The 22,449-nt window shown below is 58.8% G+C and carries 19 protein-coding genes; 4 read left to right on the top strand and 15 right to left on the bottom strand.

Translation table 11 applies throughout. The features are described from left to right. Window positions 1–78 precede the first annotated feature (78 nt). The 4 genes from ACP7E4_RS25725 to ACP7E4_RS25740 form a co-directional block, all read right to left on the bottom strand. Window positions 79–315 carry a DUF1653 domain-containing protein gene (locus ACP7E4_RS25725; protein ID WP_020294131.1) on the bottom strand — a complete coding sequence of 79 codons (237 nt, stop codon included), beginning with the start codon at window positions 313–315 and terminating at the stop codon, window positions 79–81. 104 nt (window positions 316–419) lie between these two features. Beyond that, window positions 420–1,595, bottom strand: coding sequence for an acetyl-CoA C-acyltransferase FadA (gene fadA / locus ACP7E4_RS25730; protein WP_065834471.1), 1,176 nt, complete (start codon window positions 1,593–1,595; stop codon window positions 420–422). Between the two features lie 21 nt (window positions 1,596–1,616). Continuing rightward, window positions 1,617–3,764, bottom strand: coding sequence for a fatty acid oxidation complex subunit alpha FadB (gene fadB / locus ACP7E4_RS25735; RefSeq protein ID WP_426119631.1), 2,148 nt, complete (start codon window positions 3,762–3,764; stop codon window positions 1,617–1,619). Between the two features lie 585 nt (window positions 3,765–4,349). After that, complete coding sequence (locus tag ACP7E4_RS25740; RefSeq protein ID WP_426119633.1) at window positions 4,350–4,787, bottom strand: hypothetical protein; 438 nt, start codon at window positions 4,785–4,787, stop codon at window positions 4,350–4,352. A 110-nt stretch (window positions 4,788–4,897) separates the two neighbouring features. Here ACP7E4_RS25740 and ACP7E4_RS25745 point away from each other — a divergent pair, with 110 nt between their 5' ends. Beyond that, window positions 4,898–5,338, top strand: a complete 441-nt coding sequence (locus ACP7E4_RS25745) for a universal stress protein (protein ID WP_426119634.1) — start codon at window positions 4,898–4,900, stop codon at window positions 5,336–5,338. 82 nt (window positions 5,339–5,420) lie between these two features. On the opposite strand, the gene ACP7E4_RS25750 is transcribed toward ACP7E4_RS25745, so the two are convergent. Next, on the bottom strand, window positions 5,421–7,331 hold the full coding sequence (locus ACP7E4_RS25750) for an ATP-binding cassette domain-containing protein (protein WP_065834467.1): 1,911 nt from the start codon (window positions 7,329–7,331) through the stop codon (window positions 5,421–5,423). Window positions 7,332–7,546: 215 nt separating this feature from the next. Between ACP7E4_RS25750 and ACP7E4_RS25755 the strand changes: the two genes are divergently transcribed. Next, window positions 7,547–9,475, top strand: coding sequence for a transglycosylase SLT domain-containing protein (locus ACP7E4_RS25755; RefSeq protein ID WP_426119635.1), 1,929 nt, complete (start codon window positions 7,547–7,549; stop codon window positions 9,473–9,475). A gap of 268 nt (window positions 9,476–9,743) precedes the next feature. Here the strand turns inward: ACP7E4_RS25755 and ACP7E4_RS25760 are convergent, their stop codons facing one another. Beyond that, window positions 9,744–10,553 (bottom strand): MOSC domain-containing protein, encoded by an 810-nt coding sequence (locus ACP7E4_RS25760; protein ID WP_426119788.1) that lies wholly within the window; start codon window positions 10,551–10,553, stop codon window positions 9,744–9,746. Between the two features lie 93 nt (window positions 10,554–10,646). Next, on the bottom strand, window positions 10,647–11,576 hold the full coding sequence (locus tag ACP7E4_RS25765) for a chemotaxis protein CheV (RefSeq protein ID WP_426119786.1): 930 nt from the start codon (window positions 11,574–11,576) through the stop codon (window positions 10,647–10,649). A 293-nt stretch (window positions 11,577–11,869) separates the two neighbouring features. On the opposite strand from ACP7E4_RS25765, the gene ACP7E4_RS25770 reads away from it, so the two are divergent. Continuing rightward, window positions 11,870–12,322, top strand: coding sequence for a hypothetical protein (locus ACP7E4_RS25770; RefSeq protein WP_426119784.1), 453 nt, complete (start codon window positions 11,870–11,872; stop codon window positions 12,320–12,322). Window positions 12,323–12,450: 128 nt separating this feature from the next. Here the strand turns inward: ACP7E4_RS25770 and yegS are convergent, their stop codons facing one another. After that, window positions 12,451–13,362 (bottom strand): lipid kinase YegS, encoded by a 912-nt coding sequence (yegS, locus tag ACP7E4_RS25775; RefSeq protein WP_426119783.1) that lies wholly within the window; start codon window positions 13,360–13,362, stop codon window positions 12,451–12,453. Window positions 13,363–13,735: 373 nt separating this feature from the next. Here yegS and ACP7E4_RS25780 point away from each other — a divergent pair, with 373 nt between their 5' ends. Beyond that, entirely contained in the window at window positions 13,736–15,193 is a 1,458-nt protein-coding gene (locus ACP7E4_RS25780; protein ID WP_426119781.1) for a mannose-1-phosphate guanylyltransferase/mannose-6-phosphate isomerase, read from the top strand. Window positions 15,194–15,268: 75 nt separating this feature from the next. Here ACP7E4_RS25780 and ACP7E4_RS25785 read toward each other — a convergent pair whose 3' ends face one another. From ACP7E4_RS25785 to urtA, 7 genes are all read right to left on the bottom strand, one after another. Beyond that, window positions 15,269–15,616, bottom strand: coding sequence for a zinc ribbon domain-containing protein (locus ACP7E4_RS25785; protein ID WP_331150078.1), 348 nt, complete (start codon window positions 15,614–15,616; stop codon window positions 15,269–15,271). A gap of 164 nt (window positions 15,617–15,780) precedes the next feature. Further along, window positions 15,781–17,010 (bottom strand): formamidase, encoded by a 1,230-nt coding sequence (fmdA, locus tag ACP7E4_RS25790; RefSeq protein WP_426119779.1) that lies wholly within the window; start codon window positions 17,008–17,010, stop codon window positions 15,781–15,783. Window positions 17,011–17,166: 156 nt separating this feature from the next. Beyond that, entirely contained in the window at window positions 17,167–17,856 is a 690-nt protein-coding gene (gene urtE, locus ACP7E4_RS25795) for an urea ABC transporter ATP-binding subunit UrtE (RefSeq protein WP_426119778.1), read from the bottom strand. A 13-nt stretch (window positions 17,857–17,869) separates the two neighbouring features. Further along, window positions 17,870–18,631 (bottom strand): urea ABC transporter ATP-binding protein UrtD, encoded by a 762-nt coding sequence (gene urtD / locus ACP7E4_RS25800; RefSeq protein WP_426119776.1) that lies wholly within the window; start codon window positions 18,629–18,631, stop codon window positions 17,870–17,872. Continuing rightward, window positions 18,628–19,815: an urea ABC transporter permease subunit UrtC gene (gene urtC / locus ACP7E4_RS25805; RefSeq protein WP_426119773.1), complete on the bottom strand. Its 1,188-nt coding sequence runs from the start codon at window positions 19,813–19,815 to the stop codon at window positions 18,628–18,630. The genes urtD and urtC overlap by 4 nt, the downstream gene beginning before the upstream one ends. A gap of 24 nt (window positions 19,816–19,839) precedes the next feature. Then, complete coding sequence (urtB, locus tag ACP7E4_RS25810) at window positions 19,840–20,757, bottom strand: urea ABC transporter permease subunit UrtB (protein WP_426119772.1); 918 nt, start codon at window positions 20,755–20,757, stop codon at window positions 19,840–19,842. A 156-nt stretch (window positions 20,758–20,913) separates the two neighbouring features. Beyond that, window positions 20,914–22,158 (bottom strand): urea ABC transporter substrate-binding protein, encoded by a 1,245-nt coding sequence (gene urtA, locus ACP7E4_RS25815; RefSeq protein WP_020294150.1) that lies wholly within the window; start codon window positions 22,156–22,158, stop codon window positions 20,914–20,916. Window positions 22,159–22,449: the final 291 nt, after the last annotated feature.

The raw sequence follows: 22,449 nt of genomic DNA on the forward strand, positions 1-22,449 counted from the left end.
GGTTGGAGCCTGTCGAGGCCCCGCTATATATAGTGGCTACAACCCGAGGTCAAGCACGGGGTTGTGTTCGATCACGATTCACGGTCTGGAAAAGAGACTCGGTTCGGCCTGGACCAAAGCAAAGCGCGGCACTTGCTCGCCGTCAACCTCGACCGACTCCAGAAACATTTCCAATGGGCGAACCCACAGACCGTAATCGCCATACAAGGCCTGGTAAAACACCACTTCCTCTTCGGTCTCGGAGTGCCTGGCAACACTGAACACGCGGTACTCGGGGCCTTTGTAATGGCGGTAGAGACCTGGCTGTAATTTCATGTTGCTGTCCTCGCAAGACATATTGGAAAACAATTCTATAAAACAGCTTTTGCCAAAATACAAAAGCCGGGGCACTTGGCCCCGGCTTGCGTCACCCTGACAAATCAGACGCGTTCGAAGACAGTGGCAATGCCCTGACCCAATCCGATGCACATGGTAGCAACGCCGAGGTTGCCGCCATTCTGCTTCATGACGTTGAGCAAAGTGCCGGAGATACGCGCACCGGAACATCCAAATGGATGGCCCAGAGCGATAGCACCGCCGTGCAGGTTAACCTTCTCGTTCATCTTGTCGAGCACTTTCAAATCTTTCAGCACTGGCAAGGCCTGCGCGGCGAAAGCTTCGTTGAGCTCGAAGAAGTCGATATCGGAGATGCTAAGACCCGCGCGCTTCAAGGCTTTCTGGGTCGCAGGCACTGGCCCGTAACCCATGATTGCCGGGTCGACACCAGCCACGGCCATGGAGCGAATGACTGCCATCGGCTGGATCCCGAGATCCTGGGCGCGCTGGGCAGACATGACGATCATGCATGATGCGCCATCCGTGATCTGCGAGGATGTGCCCGCGGTCACAGTTCCGCCTTTCGGGTTGAAAGCCGGCTTCAAGGCGGCGAGGCTTTCCAGGGTTGTCTCCGGACGAATGGTCTCGTCGTAGTCGAAAACCTTGAGCAGGCCGTTCTCGTCATACCCTTGCATCGGGATGATCTCGTCCTTGAACTTGCCTTCCAGCGTTGCCTTGTGAGCCAGCTGGTGCGAGCGGACGCCGAAAGCATCTTGTTGCTCACGGGTGATGCCGTGCATCTTGCCGAGCATTTCCGCCGTCAGACCCATCATGCCCGACGCCTTCGCCGCGTACAGCGACATGTGCGGGTTTGGATCGACGCCGTGCATCATGCTGACGTGGCCCATGTGCTCAACGCCGCCAATGACGAAGACATCGCCGTTGCCGGTCATGATCGCTTGCGCCGCTGTGTGCAGTGCACTCATGGACGATCCGCACAGGCGGCTCACGGTCTGTGCCGCCGAGGTGTGTGGGATCTGCGTCAGCAACGACGCCATGCGGGCGATGTTCCAGCCCTGCTCCAGGGTCTGGTTGACGCAGCCCCAGATCACGTCCTCGACTTCAGCCGGGTCGACTTTGCTGTTGCGTTCCAGCAATTTGCTGATCAGGTGCGCCGACATGTCTTCAGCGCGGGTATTGCGGTGCATGCCACCCTTGGAGCGGCCCATCGGGGTGCGACCGAAGTCGACAATCACGACGTCTCTTGGATTCAAACTCATAAATTCACTCCTGAAAGGCGCTTAACCGAAGAAGCTCTGGCCGTTTTTGGCCATCTCACGCAGCTTCGCAGTCGGGTGGTACAAGGCGCCCAAGTCAGCATATTGGTCAGCCAGGGCGACGAACTCAGCAACGCCGATCGAGTCGATGTAACGCAAGGCGCCGCCACGGAACGGAGGGAAACCAATGCCGTAGATCAAGCCCATATCAGCTTCTGCGGCAGTTTCGACGATGCCGTCTTCCAGGCAACGCACGGTTTCCAGGCACAACGGGATCATCATCCAGTTGATGATGTCTTCGTCGGACACTTCGCGCTGTTCGTAGATGACCGGCTTGAGCACTTCAAGCACAGCGGCATCAGTGACTTTCTTCGGCTTACCCTTCTTGTCCGTCTCGTAGGCGTAGAAACCTTTGCCGTTCTTCTGGCCCAGGCGCTTGGCTTCGTAGAGCGCATCGATGGCAGAGCGACGATCGTCCTTCATGCGATCCGGGAAGCCTTCGGCCATTACGTCACGACCATGGTGGCCAGTGTCGATGCCGACCACGTCCATCAAATACGCCGGGCCCATTGGCCAGCCGAATTTTTCCATGACCTTGTCGATGCGCACGAAGTCCACACCTGCGCTGACCAACCTGGCGAAACCGCCGAAGTACGGGAACAGCACGCGGTTGACCAAAAAGCCCGGGCAGTCGTTGACCACGATCGGGTTCTTGCCCATTTTCTTGGCGTAGGCCACGGTGGTCGCGATGGCGACTTCACTGGACTTCTCGCCACGAATCACTTCAACCAGCGGCATCATGTGCACCGGGTTGAAGAAGTGCATGCCGACGAAGTTTTCCGGACGCTTGAGGGCTTTGGCCAACAGGCTGATGGAAATCGTCGAGGTATTGGACGCCAGAATGGTGTCTTCGCCCACCTGGGACTCGACTTCGGCCAACACTGCCTGCTTGACTTTGGGGTTTTCGACGACGGCTTCAACCACCAGATCGACATTGCCGAAATCGCCGTAGGACAGCGTCGGACGAATCGCGTTAAGCGCTTCAGCCATTTTCGGCACGGTCAGGCGGCCTTTCTCAACGCGACTGCCGAGCAATTTGGCCGCTTCGTTAAGACCTAGTTGAATGGCGTCTTCGCGGATGTCCTTCATCAGAATCGGCGTGCCTTTGACCGCCGACTGATAGGCAATCCCGCCGCCCATGATGCCAGCGCCCAATACGGCCGCCTGCTTCACGTCCTTGGCGACTTCGTCGTAGATCTTGGCTTTCTTTTTCAGTTCCTGATCGTTCAGGAACAGACCGATCAGACTCTGCGCGGCAGAAGTCTTGGCCATTTTCACGAAACCGGCGGCTTCGATTTCCAGCGCCTTGTCACGACCGAAGTTCGCGGCTTTCTGGATGGTCTTGATCGCTTCCACAGGCGCCGGATAGTTCGGACCGGCTTGACCGGCAACGAAACCCTTGGCGGTTTCGAACGCCATCATCTGCTCGATGGCGTTGAGCTTGAGCTTGTCCAGCTTCGGCTGGCGCTTGACCTTGTGATCGAACTCGCCGGAAATGGCGCGCTTGATCAGGTCCAGGGCCGCCTCTTGCAGTTTTTCCGGAGCGACGACAGCGTCGACTGCGCCCACTTTCAGCGCGTCTTCTGCACGGTTCTCTTTACCGGAGGCAATCCACTCGATGGCGTTATCGGCACCGATGATTCGCGGCAGGCGAACCGTACCACCGAAGCCAGGGTAGAGGCCGAGTTTGACTTCCGGCAGGCCGATCCTGGCACTGCTGGACATGACGCGATAGTCAGCGGCCAGGCACATTTCCAGGCCACCGCCCAACGCGATGCCATTGATGGCCGCTACGGTCGGTACGCCAAGGTCTTCAAAGTCGCTGAAAATCCGGTTGGCTTCCAGATTGCCCGCCAACAGCTCGGCATCCGGCAATTTGAAGTTTTCGACGAATTCGGTGATGTCAGCCCCGACGATAAACACGTCTTTGCCGCTGGTGACAATCACACCCTTGATCGAACCATCAGCCTTGATGGTGTCAACGGCCTGACGCAGGTCGTTGAGGGTGAGACGGTTGAACTTGTTGACGGACTCACCCTTGAGATCGAAATTCAATTCGACGATGCCACTCTCAAGAGCCTTAACCGTGATGGCTTTACCTTCGTAAATCATCAACTGATCTCCACGATATGGAAGCTGAACAATACACACCGGACGCTGGTTCTGGCGTGACTACGACGTCACCGTCGATGAAGCGCCAAATCACCAGGCACACCCGCCGGTGTAGTAGCCGGGATTCTGTAAGAGCCGTCTGACGGACCAAACGCTCAATTCATACGCCCGTTTGATTTGGGTCCGCCTACCTTCTGCCAAATCCAGATAATTGTCAATTCGGCTAATCGCCAATAAAACCGGGAAATGATCGTCATCTGCGCGAGTTAACGCCCCGGTCAGAGATCATGATTGGCGGTCATTCAGCGCGTTTATCGTAATTAAGCCGGAATAAACCTGGGTAGGGTTTTGCACCGAAGCGGGTCACGCAAGAAAAGAAATACAGGAATCGCGACAAAACGGCGCAGAAGGTCTACATTCAGCGCACTGCATTAGACAGCGGAACCGGTCATTGGAACCCGCCGCTCTAGCCCGCGCTTTTTCGGCATTGCACCGAGATGCGCTACAGATTATCGGCCTGCCTGGCCAACCCCAGCCCGATGTTGTTGTCGGGCTTTTTAATGCCTGAAATTTGCCTAACGGACATCAAGCCAGGGCCTTAAGCACCGCAGCAATACGTTGCAATACTTCTGGCTCGCCCCGCTCGGCCCAGTACAGGGCAATCATTTGCTCATCAGCCTCGACCTTGAACACATCAGCGGGCAGCGTGTTGAATTGAGTCAACAAGCTTTCGTCCTCGCAGGGCTCGCGCCAACGATTGAGCCAGACGCCAGCCTCAGTTTGCCAGTACACCCAGGATGCGGCTTTTTCCATACGACGCGGTCGGTGATATTGCGCACACGGGCTTGGTGGTTCCTTGGGCAACCAGTGTGGCCACTCCTGCGGCGCCAGTTGCATGGCCAGCCCCATGCGCCGTGCCTCCATGCGCAGTGCCATTCTGCCGCTCTGTTGCCGCGACGGCCGCAGCCACACCAACGGGCTGAGCATCACACCAACGATTGACAGGATTATCCAGACCGTCATATTGCTGCCTGCCTTTTGATTCGCACTGCTGCAGTTAAAAACAAGGGTCTGCCCAGAAAGGCATGAACCAGCCATACTGATACCATCGCAAACCTCCGGAGGACTTCCTCATGAAGTATGAACACATTCTGGTCGCCGTTGACCTTACTGAAGAGTGCAGCCCTGTGCTTGCCCGCGGTCGTGAGGTCGCTGTGCGCAACGGAGCCAAGCTTTCGCTGGTACACATCGTCGAACCCATGGCCATGGCCTTCGGTGGCGACGTGCCCATGGACCTTTCGCAGTTGCAACAACAGCAGTTCGATCAGGCCAAGGACAAACTGGCTGCATTGAAAGTCAATTACCCCGAAGTCAACGTGGGCGACGCCCATCTTGTCTACGGGCAACCGCGTCAGGAAATTCACGAACTGGCCCGCAAGGAAAACTGCGACCTGATCGTGGTCGGCAGCCACGGCCGTCACGGCCTGGCCCTGCTACTCGGTTCGACTGCAAATGACGTGCTGCACGGCGCGCCATGTGACGTGCTGGCCGTACGCCTGAAAAAAGCTGAATAACTGTCGACTTCATCGCAGCTTGGCAGCAAAAAGCCCGAATCATTGAATGATCCGGGCTTTTTTATTGCTACGCCAAACGTGTTCAGGCGTCCAGTTCAGCCCAACGCTCCAGCAAACCGTCAAGCTGAGCCTGCCGGTTTTCCAGCTGGGCCAGCACGGCAGCGGTCTGTTCGGCAGGACGCTGGTAGAAACCCGCTTCGGCCATTTCAGCATTCAAGGCAGCCATCTGCGCTTCGACTTCGTCGATTTGCTCAGGCAGCGCTTCCAGCTCGCGTTGCAGCTTGTAGCTGAGCTTCTTCTTGGCAACCGGCATGTCCTTGGCAGCGACAGGCGTCGCTTCGACGACTGCGGTGGCCAGTTCGGCTTTGCCGGACTTGGTATCGGTCACGCCCAGCAGACGTGGCGAGCCACCCTGACGCAGCCAGTCCTGATAACCACCGACGTATTCACGCACCTTGCCTTCACCTTCGAACACCAGCGTGCTGGTGACGACGTTGTCGAGGAATGCCCGGTCGTGACTGACCATCAGCACTGTGCCCTTGAAGGTCAGCAGCACTTCTTCCAGCAGCTCCAGGGTTTCAACGTCCAGGTCGTTGGTCGGTTCGTCGAGCACCAGCAGGTTGGCCGGCTTGCTGAACAGCTTGGCCAGCAACAAGCGCGCTCGCTCACCGCCGGACAACGCCTTGACCGGTGTCCGCGCACGTTGCGGGCTGAACAGGAAATCGCCCAGATAGCTCAACACGTGTCGGCTCTGGCCGTCGATATCGATGAAGTCGCGACCTTCGGCAACGTTATCGATAACGGTTTTTTCCAGATCCAGCTGATGGCGCAACTGGTCGAAGTAAGCCACGTCCAGACGTGTGCCGACTTCAACCGAGCCGTTGGTCGGCTGCAGGTTATCGAGCATCAGCTTGAGCAAGGTGGTCTTGCCAGTACCGTTGGCGCCGAGCAGACCGATGCGGTCTTCGCGCTGCAGGACCATGGAGAAGTCCTTGATCAACATCGGGCCGCCCGGGTGAGCGAAGCTGACGTTGTCCAGGACCATGACCTGCTTGCCGGATTTATCGGCGGTATCGAGCTGGATATTGGCCTTGCCGGTGCGCTCGCGACGCTCGCTGCGCTCTACGCGCAGTTCTTTCAGGGCACGCACGCGACCCTCGTTACGGGTGCGACGGGCCTTGATGCCCTGACGAATCCAGACTTCTTCCTGAGCCAGACGCTTGTCGAACAGTGCGTTGGCGGTCTCTTCCGCCGAAAGCATGGCTTCCTTGTGGACCAGGAAGCTGGCGTAGTCGCCATTCCAGTCGATCAGGCCGCCGCGATCCAGTTCCAGAATTCGCGTCGCGAGGTTTTGCAGGAAGGAACGGTCGTGCGTGATGAACAACACAGCGCCCTGGAAACCCATCAAGGCCTCTTCAAGCCAGGCGATGGCGCCGATGTCCAGGTGGTTGGTTGGCTCATCGAGCAGCAGCAGATCCGGCTCGGACACCAGCGCCTGAGCGAGCAGCACGCGACGACGCCAGCCGCCGGACAACTCGGCCAGGGTCTTGTCGGCAGGCAGCTGCAAGCGACTCAAGGTGCTGTCGACCAGTTGCTGCAAACGCCAGCCGTCACGGGCTTCGAGGTCCTGCTGCACATGCATCAGCTTGTCGAGGTCTTCCTCGGTGACGCAGTTCTGCGCCAGGTGATGGTATTGCGCGAGCAAGGCGCCAACGCCATCCAGGCCCTCGGCCACGACGTCGAATACAGTCCGCTCGTCGGCCACCGGCAATTCCTGGGGCAGTTCGCCGATCTTGAGCCCCGGCGCACGCCAGACAGCCCCGTCATCGGGCTTTTGCACACCTTTGACCAGCTTCAACATGCTGGACTTGCCGGTACCGTTTCGGCCGATGATGCACACCCGCTCACCACGGGCAATTTGCCAGGACACCTTGTCCAACAACGGCATGGCGCCGAAAGCAAGGGACACATCGGTGAATTTGAGCAGGGTCATGAGCTTCTCCAAAAACTGGGGGCGCATTCTACCTGAGATAGCGGGCCTATGTCGGCTTTCAGTGATGATTGACCGACCACCAGGGAAGCGGTTGCCTCCTTATATAGCCGTGATTTATTTCCAAGTGCGACACCCCCGTCGGCAATGCTTTCACCCGGAGCTGGCAAAAGGCTAAGCTAGCGGCACTTTTCACGTTTCATCTGCTCGGAAGTCTCATGCGCAGTCGCTTGTTCGGTCTTTTTTCCTGCCTCATCCTCTCGGCAACCGTGGCCCAGAGTACCTACGCCGCGGATCTTGGTCAGCAACGCCAATATTACGATGAGGCCAAGCGCGCGCTGGCCAAAGGCGACACCGGCCCTTATCGGATGTATGCCGCTGAGCTGGCCGACTATCCGCTGGAGCCCTATCTGGCCTACGACGAGCTGACGGCCCGGCTCAAAACCGCCAGCAACCCGGAAATCGAGAAATTTCTGGCCGAGCACGGCGACCTGCCCCAGGCCAACTGGATGAAATTGCGCTGGCTGCGCTCGCTGGCCGAACGCGGCGACTGGCAGCCCTTCGTCAAGTATTACGACCCGAAGATGAATTTCGTCGAACTCGACTGCCTGTACGGCCAGTATCTGCTGGGCCATGGCAAGAAAGCCGAGGGCTATGCGAACGCTGAAAAACTGTGGATGACCGGCAAGACGTTGCCGGAAGCGTGCGACGGCTTCTTCGCGCAATGGGCAGCCGACGGCCAATTGCCCGAGCAGAAACGCTGGCAGCGCGCCAAGCTGGCGGCCACCGCTGGCAACTACAGCCTGGCGACAACGCTGGTCAACAGCCTCAACAGCCTGGCCCCGCAAGGCAGATTACTGCTGGCGGTGGCGAAGAAGCCGGAAATGCTCAACAACCCGGGCCAATTCGCCCCGGTCGATGAAGCCATGTCCGATGTCGTCGGCCTTGGGCTGCGACGTTTGGCGAAACAGGACCCGCAGAAAGCCCTGGAAATGCTCGACGACTACGCGCGCACCATGCACTTCTCCCGGGAAGAACAGGTGCAGATCGCCAAGGAAATCGGCTTGACCCTGGCCCGCCGCTACGATGGCCGCGCGCTGGAAGTGATGACCAAGTACGACCCGGAGCTGCGTGACAACACCGTGACCGAATGGCGTCTGCGCCTGCTGTTGCGGCTTGGCCGTTGGGAAGATGCCTACGAGCTGTCCCGCCGCCTGCCCAAGGATCTGGCCGACACCAATCGCTGGCGTTATTGGGAAGCACGCTCACTGGAACTTGCCCAACCGGGCAGTCCACTGATTGCCAACCTCTATAAAGACGTGGCGAAAGAACGCGATTTCTACGGATTCCTCGCCGCCGACCGTACGCAGAGCTCTTATCAGCTCAACAACAAGCCGCTGCTGCTCAGCCAGGCGTTGATCACCAAGGTGCGCAATACACCAGGCGTACGCCGGGCGCTTGAATTTCATGCGCGCGGGCAGATCGTCGACGGTCGCCGCGAGTGGTACCACGTCAGCCGTTCGTTCAGCCGCGATGAAATGGTCGCCCAGGCAAAACTGGCCTACGACCTGAAATGGTATTTCCCGGCCATCCGCACCATCAGCCAGGCGCAATATTGGGACGATCTGGATATCCGCTTCCCGATGGCCCACCGCGAAACGCTGGTCCGTGAAGCGCAGCTGCGCGGCCTGCATTCAAGCTGGGTATTCGCGATTACCCGCCAGGAAAGCGCCTTCATGGACGACGCTCGCTCCGGCGTCGGCGCCAGCGGCCTGATGCAACTGATGCCGGCCACGGCCAAGGAAACTGCGCGCAAGTTCAGCATTCCGCTGGCCTCGCCTCAGCAAGTGCTGGATCCGGACACCAACATCCAGTTGGGCGCCGCGTACCTGAGCCAGGTGCACAGCCAGTTCAACGGTAACCGCGTGCTGGCTTCGGCGGCTTACAACGCAGGACCGGGTCGCGTTCGCCAGTGGCTCAAGGGCGCCAATCATCTGGCTTTTGATGTCTGGGTTGAAAGCATTCCGTTCGACGAAACCCGCCAGTATGTGCAGAACGTGCTGTCTTATTCGGTGATCTACGGCCAAAAGCTCAATTCGCCGCAGCCGCTGGTAGATTGGCATGAGCGGTTTTTTGATGATTTGTGAGTGTTGAATCTGTTGGAGATTCTATGTCTGGGGGCAACCGCCAGGCGCCGCAGATGTATTGTCTGAACCGACGCCTTCCCGGCTAAAGCCGGTCCCACTGGATCGCGCTGATTGTGTGGGACCGGATTTATCCGGGAAGACGGCATTCCAGTAGACGCAAATACAGCGGCTGTACGTCCTATCGTGAATGTTGCGTAGATCCGTTGGCGAGGCTTGCCCGCGAAGAACCCTTCGCGGGCAAGCCTCGCTCCAATGGACCGTTATTCAATCACTCCAGAATCTCAACCGGCATCCCCACTTCGATTACCCCGCGCCCATCACTGACCATATTCTGCCCAAACCACACGTCCCCTTCACGCTCGCGATAGGTCTTGAGGGTGGTCAACGGTTCGCGGTCGGCGTTGCGCTCGCCGGTGGCCGGGTCGATGGTGGTCAGGATGCAGCGCGAACAACCTTTGAGCAGGCGGAATTCGATGTCGCCGATGCGGATGCGCTTCCAGCCATCCTCGGCAAAGGCTTCGGCGCCCTCAACCACCAGGTTCGGACGAAAACGCAGCATCTCTTGCGGGCGCCCGATTCTGGCGGACAAGTCATCCAGGGATGACTGACCGATCAACAGCAAGGGAAAGCCATCGGCGAACCCGACCTTGTCATCGACGGTGCCGTAACCGCTGGGCAGCCAGCGCGCACGATCCGTCGGCACGTAAACCATGCGCGTCGGCTTGCCAATGAAGTCGCTGACCCAGCGCGCCGCTTCGTCACCGGCATCCGGTACGCGCAGGGTATCGCGCCACAGCGTGACGCCACGCAACGTGGGCTCACTGTCCTCGGGAAGCGGCACGTCCAGCGCTGAATAACCGGGCGCCGACAGCGTGACGCCGCCATCGGCATTCCACAGCACGGAAAGTTGCGACATGTGCGGCAAGGCGCGCTGGGTCAGGAAGCGACCGCTGCTTTCTTCCACCAGCATCCAGCGTCGATCGCCGACCATCCCCAGCTCGTCAAACGAAACCTGTTGCAGCACATTGGCCTTGCAGGATTTGAGGGGGAATTGGTAAAGCGCGCTGAGATGCAACATGGCCTGATCCTTGTCTGGCAGGTGATAAGCAGAGGCTCGAAGAGCTGCAAGCTTATACGAACCTGCCGGGATTCAGTCACACAAACGCGGGTATCAGCCGTGAATCATGTTCAATCGCTCGCGCACCACATCCACCAGCTTGTCGGGCTGGAATTTGGAGAGGAAGTTGTCGCAGCCGACCTTCTTCACCATGGATTCGTTGAAGCTGCCGGAAAGCGAGGTGTGCAGCACGACATACAATTCGCGCAGGCGCGGATCGTTACGGATTTCGGTGGTCAGACGGTAGCCGTCCATTTCCGGCATTTCGGCATCGGTGAAGATCATCAGCAGTTTGTCGGTCATGACTTCGCCGCTGTCAGCCCAACCCTTGAGCATGTTCAGCGCCTTGAGGCCGTCGCTGGCCACATGCAGCTTCACGCCGAGCTGCGACAAGGTGTCTCGCAGCTGACTGAGCGCCACCTTCGAGTCATCGACCAACAGGATTTCCCGCCCACGGGCACGCTCAAGAATCGGGTCTTCGAGCTTCTCGCGCGAGACCTTGGCGTTGTACGGCACGATTTCGGCGAGGACTTTTTCCACGTCGATGATTTCCACAAGCTGGTCATCGACCTTGCTGATGGCAGTCAGGTAATGCTGACGCCCGGCGCTGGCCGGTGGCGGCAGGATCGACTCCCAGTTCATGTTGACGATGCGGTCCACGCCACCGACCAGAAACGCCTGAACCGAGCGGTTGTATTCAGTCACGATGATGGTGCTGGTTGGCCCCGGCACCAGCGGGCGCATGCCGATGGCCTGGGAAAGGTCGATCACCGGCAATGTCTGGCCGCGCAGGTTGACCACGCCGCAGACGAACGCATGTCGCTGGGGCATCAGGGTCAGCTTCGGCAGCTGTAGCACTTCCTGGACCTTGAACACGTTGATGGCGAATAACTGCCGACCCGCCAGGCGAAACATGAGAATTTCCAGGCGGTTCTCGCCCACCAGCTGTGTGCGTTGATCTACCGAGTCGAGAATGCCAGCCATGTATAGCTCCAGAAGCGTGGGTCACAGTGAGTCCGCTAGACCTGTTATCGGCTGAAATGAGCGAGACCTTAATCGCAATAAAATGCCACGTCCCAGGCTTGATGTCACATTAACACCATCGCTTGTCGGTAATTTCTTTCAGCCTGTCAGACAAGGCAAATGGGACACAGGCCAGGTTTTGGCGAACTTCAGAATCGGCCTACAGACTTGCGCTGAAAATCCACATTAACTGGCAGCCACTCGCCGAACGCGAGCCCAGTCGCCAGCCATGACATGACATGTGGAGATCAAGCATGCTGAACGGCCTTCAATGGCAAGACAGATATCCCGAATTTTTCAGCGAATCCCAGGCCCTTCTGAACCGCTCGCAGGAATGCCTGTTGCATCTGGAGTTGATCAGCGACGATCAAGACGCCATTGACGGCCTGATCACCGCGTTGCGCAAACTCAGGGAAGTGGCAGAAAACGCTGCGATTGCCGACGTTGCTGACTTCTCCCGGCAATTACTGAGCGTGTTGAGTGCCGCGATGCGTGACAGCCATTGCCAGGACAACGTGCTGCTAGTCCTGAAAGACTGCTTCAGCCTGCTCGCCTGGCAACTTGAACTGATCGATCCGCGCGACGGACTGTTGTTGCTCGACGACAGTGAACAGCGCGAGCTGCTGGCGAATCTCACGTCCGCCGCCCGGCCTGCTGGAAGCGTGACGGACGCAGGTTTTTGTGGGAGAGGACTTGTCCTCGATTGACTAGCTCAGTCTGCCCGAGCCAACTGCAGTGCTGCTGCCATTGTCATCGAGGACAAGTCCTCTGCCACTTGTGGAATATGTAACTCCCACAAGCGGGGCAGAAAACGCCTACCGGTTGATCTGGTAGATCAGTCCGCGTGAGCAATGTGCCGGGGCGCTGTAAACAGTGCAGAGTCGGCGGGCAGATGCACATGCAACGCTCCCGGACGCGCCGAAAAGCGCAGGTTTTCGCCTGACAACGGCTCGCCATCCAGATTGATATCCAGCCCTTGCGCCGACTTCAGTTCCACCCACGGCAGGCGCGCGCGGATGAACATGTTATCGATGCCCAGCCCGCCTTCCAGCAGTCCTCTCAGGGTTCCGACCAATTCCTGAGGTGCGGGCAAAATGCTGATATCCAGCAAGCCGTCATCGGCCAGCGCGGTCGGGCACAGCACGTGTCCGCCACCGGCTTGTCGGCCATTGCCGATGCCCAGCGCCAGCAAGTCGCCGCGCCAGTGAAAATCCGGACCATTCAACTCGCCGTAGGCCGTACTCAGCTCACTGAAACGTGTCAGCCCGGTGAACAGATAAGCAGCACCGCCCAGGACTTTTTTCAGGTCTTCTGAAGTGTTGGCGGTGACCTGGCTGCCGAAACCACCGGTTGCCATGTTGAGAAATATCTTGCCGTCGACCTCGCCGAGATCCACCGGCCGCGCAGGCACATCCAGCAAGTCCAGCGCCGCCTTGGGTTCCAGCGGCACGCCCGCCGCTCGCGCGAAATCATTAGCGGTGCCCAGCGGCATGATAGTCAGCTCGGCGTCGGCATCTGCCAAGGCTTCGGCAATGTCGCGCAACGTACCGTCGCCGCCACCCGCAATGATCTGCGTGTGTCCTGCTGCCAGTGCTTCTTTGACCAGGCGCTGCGCGTCGCCGCCTTCCCAGGTGACCCGCACCTCCAACTCCCAACCCTCGTTGCGCTTGTCCGCCACGGCCGCACGCACTTCTTCATTGAGTGCCTGCTTGCCGTGCAGAATTAACATTGCTTTCCGACCTGTCATCAACGCGCCCTCCCCTCTGATTCAATGCGCAAGATGTTGACCTCAGCGGAGGAAGAAAAACCCTTCCATCTCAGAATAATTTCTCCGTCGTCGCTGTTTTGTCCCCACACCTCCCGTTTCATGAGCTTTACTCCCCGCAAAATATCTGTTCGAGGGTGATTCACTCAGTCACATAGAAGCGCACGGCGTTTCGAATGCATAACGGGCTGGAAGTATCAATAAAACGACAGGTGGAGTCGTAAAAATCGCGCACAAGCCAAAATACTGACTATATTTTCATCTTCCGCAGCATGTGACGTTTTATTGACCACCCAACATCGACAACCCTTACGCACTGTTCCGGCCGTGCTATTGACTCGTGAGGCTTATTTTGATGAGCACCCTCATCCCTTGCATCATCGCCGGCGGCGCCGGCACCCGGTTGTGGCCGGTCTCCCGCGAAGCCATGCCCAAACCCTTCATACGCCTTCCCGACGGCGAAAGCCTGCTGCAGAAAACCTTCATACGCGCCGTAGGGCTGCCCGACGTTGAGCGATTGCTGACCGTAACCAATCGCGAGGTGTACTTCCGGACGGTTGACGACTATCGGCAACTGAATAAAACCCGGGTCGCGCTGGATTTCGTCCTTGAGCCATTTGGCCGCAATACCGCACCGGCAGTCGCTGCCGCCGCCCTGCACGTGGCCCGCCTGTATGGCGAAGACGCCCAGTTGCTGATTCTGCCGGCGGACCATTTGATTGCCGATGTCGCGGCCTTCTCGGCAGCGGTGCAGCAGGCACGCGTTCTGGCTGACCAAGGCTGGCTGGTGACTTTCGGGATCTTGCCGGACAAAGCGGAAACCGGTTTCGGCTACATCGAAAAAGGTCAGTCGCTGAACGAACACGGCTATCAGGTCGCACGTTTTGTGGAAAAACCGGACGCAGCCACCGCACAAAGCTATCTGGACGGCGGCCTGCATTTATGGAATGCCGGGATGTTTTGCATGCGCGCCGATACGCTGCTCAGCGAGTTCCAGGAGCATGCGCCGCAGATCCTCGCGGCGGTGCAGAAATGCCTTGAGCAAAGCACCAGCAAGCAAGGCAATCACGAACTGCAACTGGAGCTGGAGAGCCATTCCTTTGCCTTGGCGCCGGACATTTCCATCGACTACGCGTTGATGGAACGCTCGCAAAAGGTCGCGGTGATCCCCTGCCAGCTGGGCTGGAGCGATATCGGTTCCTGGCAGGCCTTGCGCGAACTGACCCCGGTCGATGAGCTGGGCAACCAGTGCAACGGTCAGACCGTGCTGCACGACGTGACCAACTGTTACATCGACTCGCCGAATCGCCTGGTGGGTGGCATCGGGCTGGATGACCTGATCATCATCGACACGCCGGATGCCTTGCTGATCGCCGATGGCAAGCGCAGCCAGGATGTGAAAATCATCGCTCAGGAACTCAAGCGCCAGGGCCATGATGCCTATCGCCTGCATCGCACCGTCACCCGGCCATGGGGCACGTATACCGTGCTGGAGGAAGGCAAGCGCTTCAAGATCAAACGTATCGTGGTCCGGCCCCAGGCATCGCTGTCCCTGCAAATGCATCACCATCGCAGCGAGCACTGGATTGTCGTCAGCGGCATGGCCAGGGTCACCAATAACGACGCCGAATTCATGCTCGACACCAATGAATCCACCTTCATCAAACCCGGCCATACCCATCGCCTGGTCAATCCGGGGGTCATCGACCTGGTGATGATCGAGGTGCAGAGCGGCGAATACCTCGGCGAAGACGACATCGTGCGTTTCACCGATATCTATGGCCGCGTGCCGACCGAGGCGGCCAAAGTCTAGCGAACCGCTCGGCAACCGGTGGAATGCAGGCCTGTCGCGCCTCTTCGTCGCAGGCCTGATTCCATGCTCTGCGTGTCAATGACTGATCATCCACGGCCTTCCTGCCGCCTTGCCTTTCAGCGCATGGGGATTGGCCTTGGTCGGCAACACGGTTTTGCTCGGCGCACAGCAGCCGCAACCGCTTGGGTGACGCTTGCTTTCCTGATATTCGGCCACCGTCTTGGGCGCGTTGGCACTGCGTTCATTGGTTTCAATGGCGCGTCGTTTATTGCCTGACACGCTGCTCAAACCCGGCGCCGACAAAATCACTCGCATGCTCGACTCGCCGCATTGCGGGCAGGCGCAAGGCATGCCGCTTTCGGCCATGGGTTTGAGCGCCGTGAAATCCCCACAGCTGGGGCAATCGAATTCGTACATGGGCATGGTTGGAACTCCTGGCTATGGTCTTGTCGGGAGCGCGGATCAAGTGGGAGCAAGCTTGCTCGCGAAGAGGCCTGTACATCAAAAACATCCTCATCGCCTCTACCAACGGCTTCGCAAGCAAGCTTGCTCCCACAAATCCGCACCCACAGATCGATCACCGGCAACTACAAATCGTAGGCAATCGGCAAATCCACCAACCCATCAATAAATTTAGTCGGGCCGTTGGCGTTGGGATTGATATCGAACTGGAAGATTTCCGTCGGCAGCCACAACGTCGCGCAGGCGTTGGGAATATCGACGATGCCGCTGATATGCCCTTGGACCGGCGCCGAGCCGAGCAGCGCATAACCCTGAGCCGGGGAGTAACCGAACTTGGTCAGGTAGTTGATCGCGTTCAGGCACGCCTGACGGTAGGCGATGTTGACGTCCAGATAGTGCTGCTTGCCGGCCTCGTCCACCGAGATGCCTTCGAAGATCAGGTATTTGTTGTAGTTGGGCACAATGGGGCTTGGCTTGAACACCGGGTTCTTGATGCCGTATTTCTCCATGCCACCCTTGATCAGCTCGACGCGCATATGCACCCAGCCGGCCATTTCAATGGCGCCGCAAAAGGTGATTTCGCCGTCGCCCTGACTGAAGTGCAAGTCGCCCACCGACAGGCCCGCGCCATCCACGTAAACCGGGAAGAACACCTTCGAGCCGCGCGACAGATCCTTGATGTCGCAGTTGCCGCCATGTTCACGGGGCGGCACGGTACGCGCGCCCGTTGCGGCAGCCAGGTCGCGGGCCGGGCCTTTGAGCTTGCCCAGGTGCGCGGTTGCAGCAGAAGGCGGATTGGCCAACGGCGGCACGCGAGTCGGATTGGTGTCGATCAGTTCCTGCTCGCGCTTGTTCCATTCGGCGAGCATCTTGTGATCCGGCAGGCAACCGATCAGGCCGGGATGGATAAGACCGGCGAACTCGACACCCGGAATGTGCCGCGAGCTGGTCATCATGCCTTTGAAGTCCCAGATGGCTTTCTGCGCAGACGGGAAGTGATCGGTGAGAAAGCCGCCGCCGTTATTGCGCGAGAAAAACCCGTTGAAACCCCATTGGGAGTCGGCACGCGCGCCGATGTCGAGCAAGTCCACTACCAGCAAGTCACCCGGCTCGGCGCCATGCACGCCAATCGGCCCGGACAGGTAATGCACGGTGGACAGGTCCACGTCGCGCACGTCGCTGGCGTCATCGTTGTTCTTGATCGCGCCAGCGGTCCAGTCGTAGGTTTCGAGGATGAAGTCATCGCCCGGCTTGACCCACGCGGCCATGGGAATGTCCGGGTGCCAGCGGTTGTGGATGTTTTCGTTTTCGGTGACAGGCTGGCTGAGGTCGACTTTGATCAGCGTTTCGGTCATGGCGTATCTCCTGAGTTAGAGAGTAAATTCGGTCAATCAAAAGTGATCCGATCGACGCTTTCGCGAGCAAGCTCGCTCCCACATGTGAAGTGAGGCCAGTGGGAGCGAGCTTGCTCGCGAAGAGGTCGGTTCAAACAACAAAGCTGCCTGGATAAATCACACCGACAAATACCGACTGATCGTCGCTTCATCGACATTGGCCCGGGTCTCTTCAATCACGAAGCGGCCCTTCTCGATGACCAGAAAGCGATCAGCGATTTCCAGGGTGAACGACAGCACTTGCTCGGAGACCACGATGGTCAGGTTGCGCAAGGTGCGGATCTCTTTGAGGGTGCGGGCGATGTCCTTGATGATCGACGGCTGGATGCCTTCGGTAGGTTCGTCCAGCAACAGCACTTTGGGATTGGTCGCCAGTGCCCGGGCAATCGCCAGTTGCTGCTGTTGGCCGCCGGACAGATTGCCGCCGCGCCGACCACGCATGTCGTAGAGCACCGGGAACAGCGCGTAAAGATCTTCCGGGACGATGCCGCGAGCCGACGCTGGCAAGCCGGTCTGAATGTTTTCCAGCACGCTCATGGCCGGAAAAATCATCCGCCCTTGTGGGACATAAGCCATGCCGTGCTCGACCCGCGAATGGGTTTCCATGCCGGAAACTTCCACGCCTTCCACCTGAATCTGCCCGCCCCATTGTGGGAGGATGCCCATCAGGCTTTTGAACAGCGTGGTCTTGCCCATGCCGTTGCGGCCCATGACCGCGACGATTTCCTGTTTCTCGACGTTAAGGTCCAGGTCATGAAGAATCTGGCTCTGGCCATAACCGCACGCCAGCTGATTGATCTTGAACATGCCGCGCTCCTTATTAATGGCCCAGATACACTTCGATGACTTTCGGATTGTTCTGCACCGAATCCATGCTGCCTTCGGCCAGGACCTTGCCCTGATGCAGCACCGTGACCTTGTGCGCGATGCTTCTGACGAATTCCATGTCGTGCTCGATGACCAACACCGAGCGGCCCTGGCTGATGCGATTGAGCAGTTCGGCGGTCTGCGAACGCTCACTGACGCTCATACCCGCCACCGGCTCGTCGAGCATCAACAGCTCCGGGTCCTGCATCAGCAGCATGCCGATCTCCAGCCATTGCTTCTGGCCGTGGGACAGCAGACCGGCCTGCTGATCGAGCAGCCCGCCGAGGAAGATATCCGCCGCCACTTCGTTGACCCGCGCCACCACTTCTGCGGTGCGCTTGAAGAACAGCGCACCGAACACCGAGCGGCCCGCCGGGAAGGACATTTCCAGGTTTTCGAACACGCTCAAATTGTCGTAGATCGACGGGGTCTGGAATTTGCGGCCGACCCCAGCTCGGACAATGTCGTACTCATGCATCTTGGTCAGCTCACGCCCGTCGAACTGGATGCTGCCGCTGGTGGCGCGCGTCTTGCCGCAGATCAGGTCGAGCACCGTGGTCTTGCCCGCGCCGTTGGGGCCGATCACCACGCGTACTTCATTGCGGTCGATGTACAGATTCAGGTCGTCTACCGCCTTGAAACCGTCGAAGGAAACCGTCAACCCTTCGATGGCCAGCACCGGTTTGTGCATCTGAAAACCCGTTGGGCTGGTCATGGCTGAGTCTCCATCGAAGTCGCGGCGCTCTTGGCGGGCATCGGAACAGACCCCGGCGGCGGCGTAATGACCACCGCTCTGGCGATCACAGGCTCGGGTTTGTTCAGCACCCGGTCGAACCACTTGCGACCGTGGCTTTCCCACAATCCCGCCAGGCCGTTGGGGAAGTACATGACCACCGCAATGAACAGGCCGCCCATCAGGTACAGCCAGAGTTCAGGGAAGGATTCGGAGAAATACGTCTTGCCGTAATTGACCAGCAGCGAGCCGTACACCGCGCCGAGCAGCGACATGCGCCCGCCCACTGCGGCGAAGATCACCATCTCGATGGAGGGCACGATGCCCACGAACGACGGCGACATGAAACCCACCTGCAAGGCAAACATCGCCCCGCCAATCGCCGAGAACGCCGCCGCCACGCAATAGACAAAGATCTTGAAACTGGCCACGTCGTAACCGGAGAAACGCACGCGCTCTTCCTTGTCGCGCATGGCCATCAGCAGGCGGCCAAGCTTGGAGGCGAGGATGAATCTGCCGATCAGGATGCAGCCGAACAGCAAGGCGGCGTTGATGAAGTACAAGGCCAGCTTGGCGCTGTCGTCGCGGATGTCCCAGCCGAGCAGGGTTTTCAGATCGGTGATGCCGTTGACGCCACCGGTCAGGCCTTGCTGGCCGATGATCAGCACCGTCAGGATCAACGCAATGGCCTGGGTGACGATGGAGAAATACACGTCACCGACCCGGCGTTTGAACATCGCCAGGCCGATCACCAGCGCCAGCAACACCGGCACGGCGATGACTGCAATGACCGTGAAGGTGAAGCTATGAAACGGCATCCATAACCAGGGCAATTCGGTGATCTGGTTCCAGTCCATGAAATCCGGGATGCCGGGCGTGGACTGGATTTTTGTGCTTTCCGGGTCCGAGGCTTCCAGCTTGAGAAACATCGCCATGCAGTAGCCGCCGAGGCCGAAAAACACGCCCTGCCCGAGGCTGAGAATCCCGCCGTAGCCCCAGCACAACACCAGGCCGACCGCGACAAACGCGTAGGTCAGGTATTTGCCGACCATGTTCAGGCGAAACGCATCGAGGGTCAGCGGGAACACGACCAGAATCAGCACGGCCAGTATCAACAGGCCAATCACACCCTGCCGGCCGCCGAGCACTTTATTTAGAGCATTCATGGGGCTGCCTCTATTTACGAACACTTATTTACGAAGCTTGCTGGCAAACAACCCTTGCGGGCGCATCAGCAGGATCAGGATAACCGCCGACAGGGTCAGCACTTTGGCCATGGAACCGCTCATGAAAAACTCGGAAATCGACTGCGTCTGCGCGATGGCAAATGCCGAGGCGATGGTGCCGAACAGACTTTGCGCACCGCCGAAAACCACCACCAGAAAGGTGTCGACGATGTACAGCGAACCGGCGGTGGGCCCGGTGGAGCCGATGGTGGTGAACGCGGCACCGGCGACGCCGGCCACGCCGCAACCCAGGGCGAAGGTCATGCGGTCGACCTTGCGGGTGTTGATCCCCACGGCGCGACTCATGATCCGGTTCTGTACCGTGGCGCGCACATGCAGGCCCCAACGGGTGCGATACAGCATCAGGAAGATCGTCGCCGTCAGCAGAATGGTCAGGCCCATGACGAACAGGCCGTTACGCGGAATCTCGATGGCGTCGCTCAGACTCACCGAACCCATCAGCCATTCCGGCGGCGTGGCGCTGACTTCCCGAGCACCGAAGATCGAACGAAAACCCTGCTGCATCACCAGCGACAAACCCCAGGTGGCGAGCAAGGTGTCCAGCGGACGATGGTACAAGCGGCTGATCATCACCGACTCGACGATCCAACCCACCGCACCGGCCACCACGAACGACAACGCGATGGCGAAGAAAAAGTAATAAGGCTGCATGGACGGCATGTACTGCAGCGTGAGGCTGGACATGACGTAGGTGGTGTAAGCGCCGATGGTCAGAAATTCGCCATGGGCCATGTTGATAACGCCCATCTGGCCAAAAATGATCGCCAGCCCCAGGGCCATCAGCAGCAGCACGCAGAACACGGAAAGCCCGTTGAACCCCTGCATGGCCGCGATGGCACCAAATTCCGATAGCCATTGCATGGTGGTCCCTCCTCGGGATGTGATGGTTTCGAGATGTGTGGGCGGGGACCACAGCTACAAGCGACAAGCCTCAAGCTGCAAGAGGAAGCAAAGCAACGAAATCCCGCTTCTTACTTGCAGCTTGCAGCTTGTAACTAACCGCTACCGCGCAGCGGCCTACTGATAGCCTTTAGGAAACGGATTCGGCTCGATCAACTCCGACTCGTAGATGACTTTGAACTGGCCGTCGGCCTGCACTTCGCCAATGCGCGTCTTGCTCCACAAGTGATGGTTTTCGTGGATTTTCACGTAGCCTTCAGGTGCGGTTTTCAGCTCGATGCCAGGGGATGCAGCGACCACTTTGTCGACGTCGAAGCTGCCGGCTTTTTCGACAGCGGCTTTCCACAACCACGGGCCCAGGTAAGCGGCTTGAGTCACGTCGCCCATCACCGAATCCTTGCCGTACTTGGCCTTGAAGCTGTCGACGAAGGCTTTGTTGTTGGGGTTGTCCAGGCTCTGGAAGTACTTCATCGACGCGAAGAAGCCCTTCATGTTTTCGCCGCCAATACCCAGCAGTTCGTCTTCGGTGACCGACAGCGTCAGCAAGGTCTGCTTGGTGGAGTCAACGCCTGCCGCCTTGAGCTGTTTGTAGAAGGCAACGTTGGAGCCGCCGACGACCGCAGCGAACACCACGTCAGGTTTTTTCAGCTTGACCTTGTTGATCAGCGAACCGAACTGGGTGTTGCCCAGCGGGTAGTAATCCTCGCCAACCACGGTGCCGTGCAGCACGTTTTCAATGTGCTTGCGGGCGATTTTCATCGAGGTGCGCGGCCAGATGTAATCCGAGCCGATCAGGTAAAAGGTCTTGGCGCCTTTGGTCTTGGCGATCCAGTCCAGGCTGGCGAGGATTTGCTGGGTGGCTTCCTGGCCGGTGTAGATCACATTTTTCGACTGTTCCAGACCTTCATAGAAGGTTGGGTAATACAGCAGGCCGTTTTCTTTCTCGAACACCGGCAATACCGCTTTGCGCGATGCCGACGTCCAGCAACCGAAGACCGCCGCAACCTTGTCGCCGACCAACAGCTTCTTGGCTTTCTCGGCAAAGGTTGGCCAGTCCGACGCGCCGTCTTCCTGCACAACTTTGATCTGCCGACCGAGGATGCCACCCGAAGCGTTGATCTGATCGATGGCCAGACGCTCAGCCTGGATCGAACCGGTTTCGGAGATCGCCATGGTGCCGGTCGCCGAGTGCAGCTGGCCCACGGTTACTTCAGTCGCGGTAACGGCAAGTCCAGTGGTGTTGGCGTCATCGGCCAAGGCCACCTGGCCAAATACACCTGCCGCAATGAGCGAGAGCGCAGCTGCGCCCAACGCCAATCGACGCGGCAAAAAACGTTTGGCGCCTGTCAGTCGTGAATCCATGTTCCCGCTCCTGTGCTGGTGGTTCGCCGAGATCCGGTTAAGGCGTCGTGGCGAGGTTGGAGCAAGCATGAAGTCGCGGGACAGAAGCCGGTATACGCAGCTTGACGTACCGGGCTACGTCATTTGACGTAGGGCTCAAATCAGGGAAATCGAGGATGATTGCGCCCGTGTGAAAGGTCGCAGCCCTGTGGGACCGGCTTCAGCCGGGAAGGCGGCGCATCGGGCAACACAAACGCATCGAATGTACTGGCCCCTTCCCGGCTAAAGCCGGTCCCACAAATGTGTTCTGCA

Source organism: Pseudomonas sp. DSP3-2-3, assembly GCF_049898225.1.
GTDB lineage: Bacteria > Pseudomonadota > Gammaproteobacteria > Pseudomonadales > Pseudomonadaceae > Aquipseudomonas.

Coding starts and splice junctions, on each gene's coding strand:
- yegS (WP_426119783.1), bottom strand. CDS start 13,362: ATGACAGGTCGGAAAGCAATGTTAATTCTGCACGGCAAGCAGGCACTC.
- ACP7E4_RS25725 (WP_020294131.1), bottom strand. CDS start 315: ATGAAATTACAGCCAGGTCTCTACCGCCATTACAAAGGCCCCGAGTAC.
- ACP7E4_RS25750 (WP_065834467.1), bottom strand. CDS start 7,331: ATGACCCTGCTCAAATTCACCGATGTGTCCCTTGCTTTCGGCGCCATG.
- ACP7E4_RS25745 (WP_426119634.1), top strand. CDS start 4,898: ATGAAGTATGAACACATTCTGGTCGCCGTTGACCTTACTGAAGAGTGC.
- fmdA (WP_426119779.1), bottom strand. CDS start 17,010: ATGACCGAAACGCTGATCAAAGTCGACCTCAGCCAGCCTGTCACCGAA.
- urtD (WP_426119776.1), bottom strand. CDS start 18,631: ATGACCAGCCCAACGGGTTTTCAGATGCACAAACCGGTGCTGGCCATC.
- urtE (WP_426119778.1), bottom strand. CDS start 17,856: ATGTTCAAGATCAATCAGCTGGCGTGCGGTTATGGCCAGAGCCAGATT.
- urtA (WP_020294150.1), bottom strand. CDS start 22,158: ATGGATTCACGACTGACAGGCGCCAAACGTTTTTTGCCGCGTCGATTG.
- fadA (WP_065834471.1), bottom strand. CDS start 1,595: ATGAGTTTGAATCCAAGAGACGTCGTGATTGTCGACTTCGGTCGCACC.
- ACP7E4_RS25755 (WP_426119635.1), top strand. CDS start 7,547: ATGCGCAGTCGCTTGTTCGGTCTTTTTTCCTGCCTCATCCTCTCGGCA.
- urtB (WP_426119772.1), bottom strand. CDS start 20,757: ATGCAATGGCTATCGGAATTTGGTGCCATCGCGGCCATGCAGGGGTTC.
- fadB (WP_426119631.1), bottom strand. CDS start 3,764: ATGATTTACGAAGGTAAAGCCATCACGGTTAAGGCTCTTGAGAGTGGC.
- ACP7E4_RS25765 (WP_426119786.1), bottom strand. CDS start 11,576: ATGGCTGGCATTCTCGACTCGGTAGATCAACGCACACAGCTGGTGGGC.
- urtC (WP_426119773.1), bottom strand. CDS start 19,815: ATGAATGCTCTAAATAAAGTGCTCGGCGGCCGGCAGGGTGTGATTGGC.
- ACP7E4_RS25740 (WP_426119633.1), bottom strand. CDS start 4,787: ATGACGGTCTGGATAATCCTGTCAATCGTTGGTGTGATGCTCAGCCCG.
- ACP7E4_RS25780 (WP_426119781.1), top strand. CDS start 13,736: ATGAGCACCCTCATCCCTTGCATCATCGCCGGCGGCGCCGGCACCCGG.
- ACP7E4_RS25770 (WP_426119784.1), top strand. CDS start 11,870: ATGCTGAACGGCCTTCAATGGCAAGACAGATATCCCGAATTTTTCAGC.
- ACP7E4_RS25785 (WP_331150078.1), bottom strand. CDS start 15,616: ATGCCCATGTACGAATTCGATTGCCCCAGCTGTGGGGATTTCACGGCG.
- ACP7E4_RS25760 (WP_426119788.1), bottom strand. CDS start 10,553: ATGTTGCATCTCAGCGCGCTTTACCAATTCCCCCTCAAATCCTGCAAG.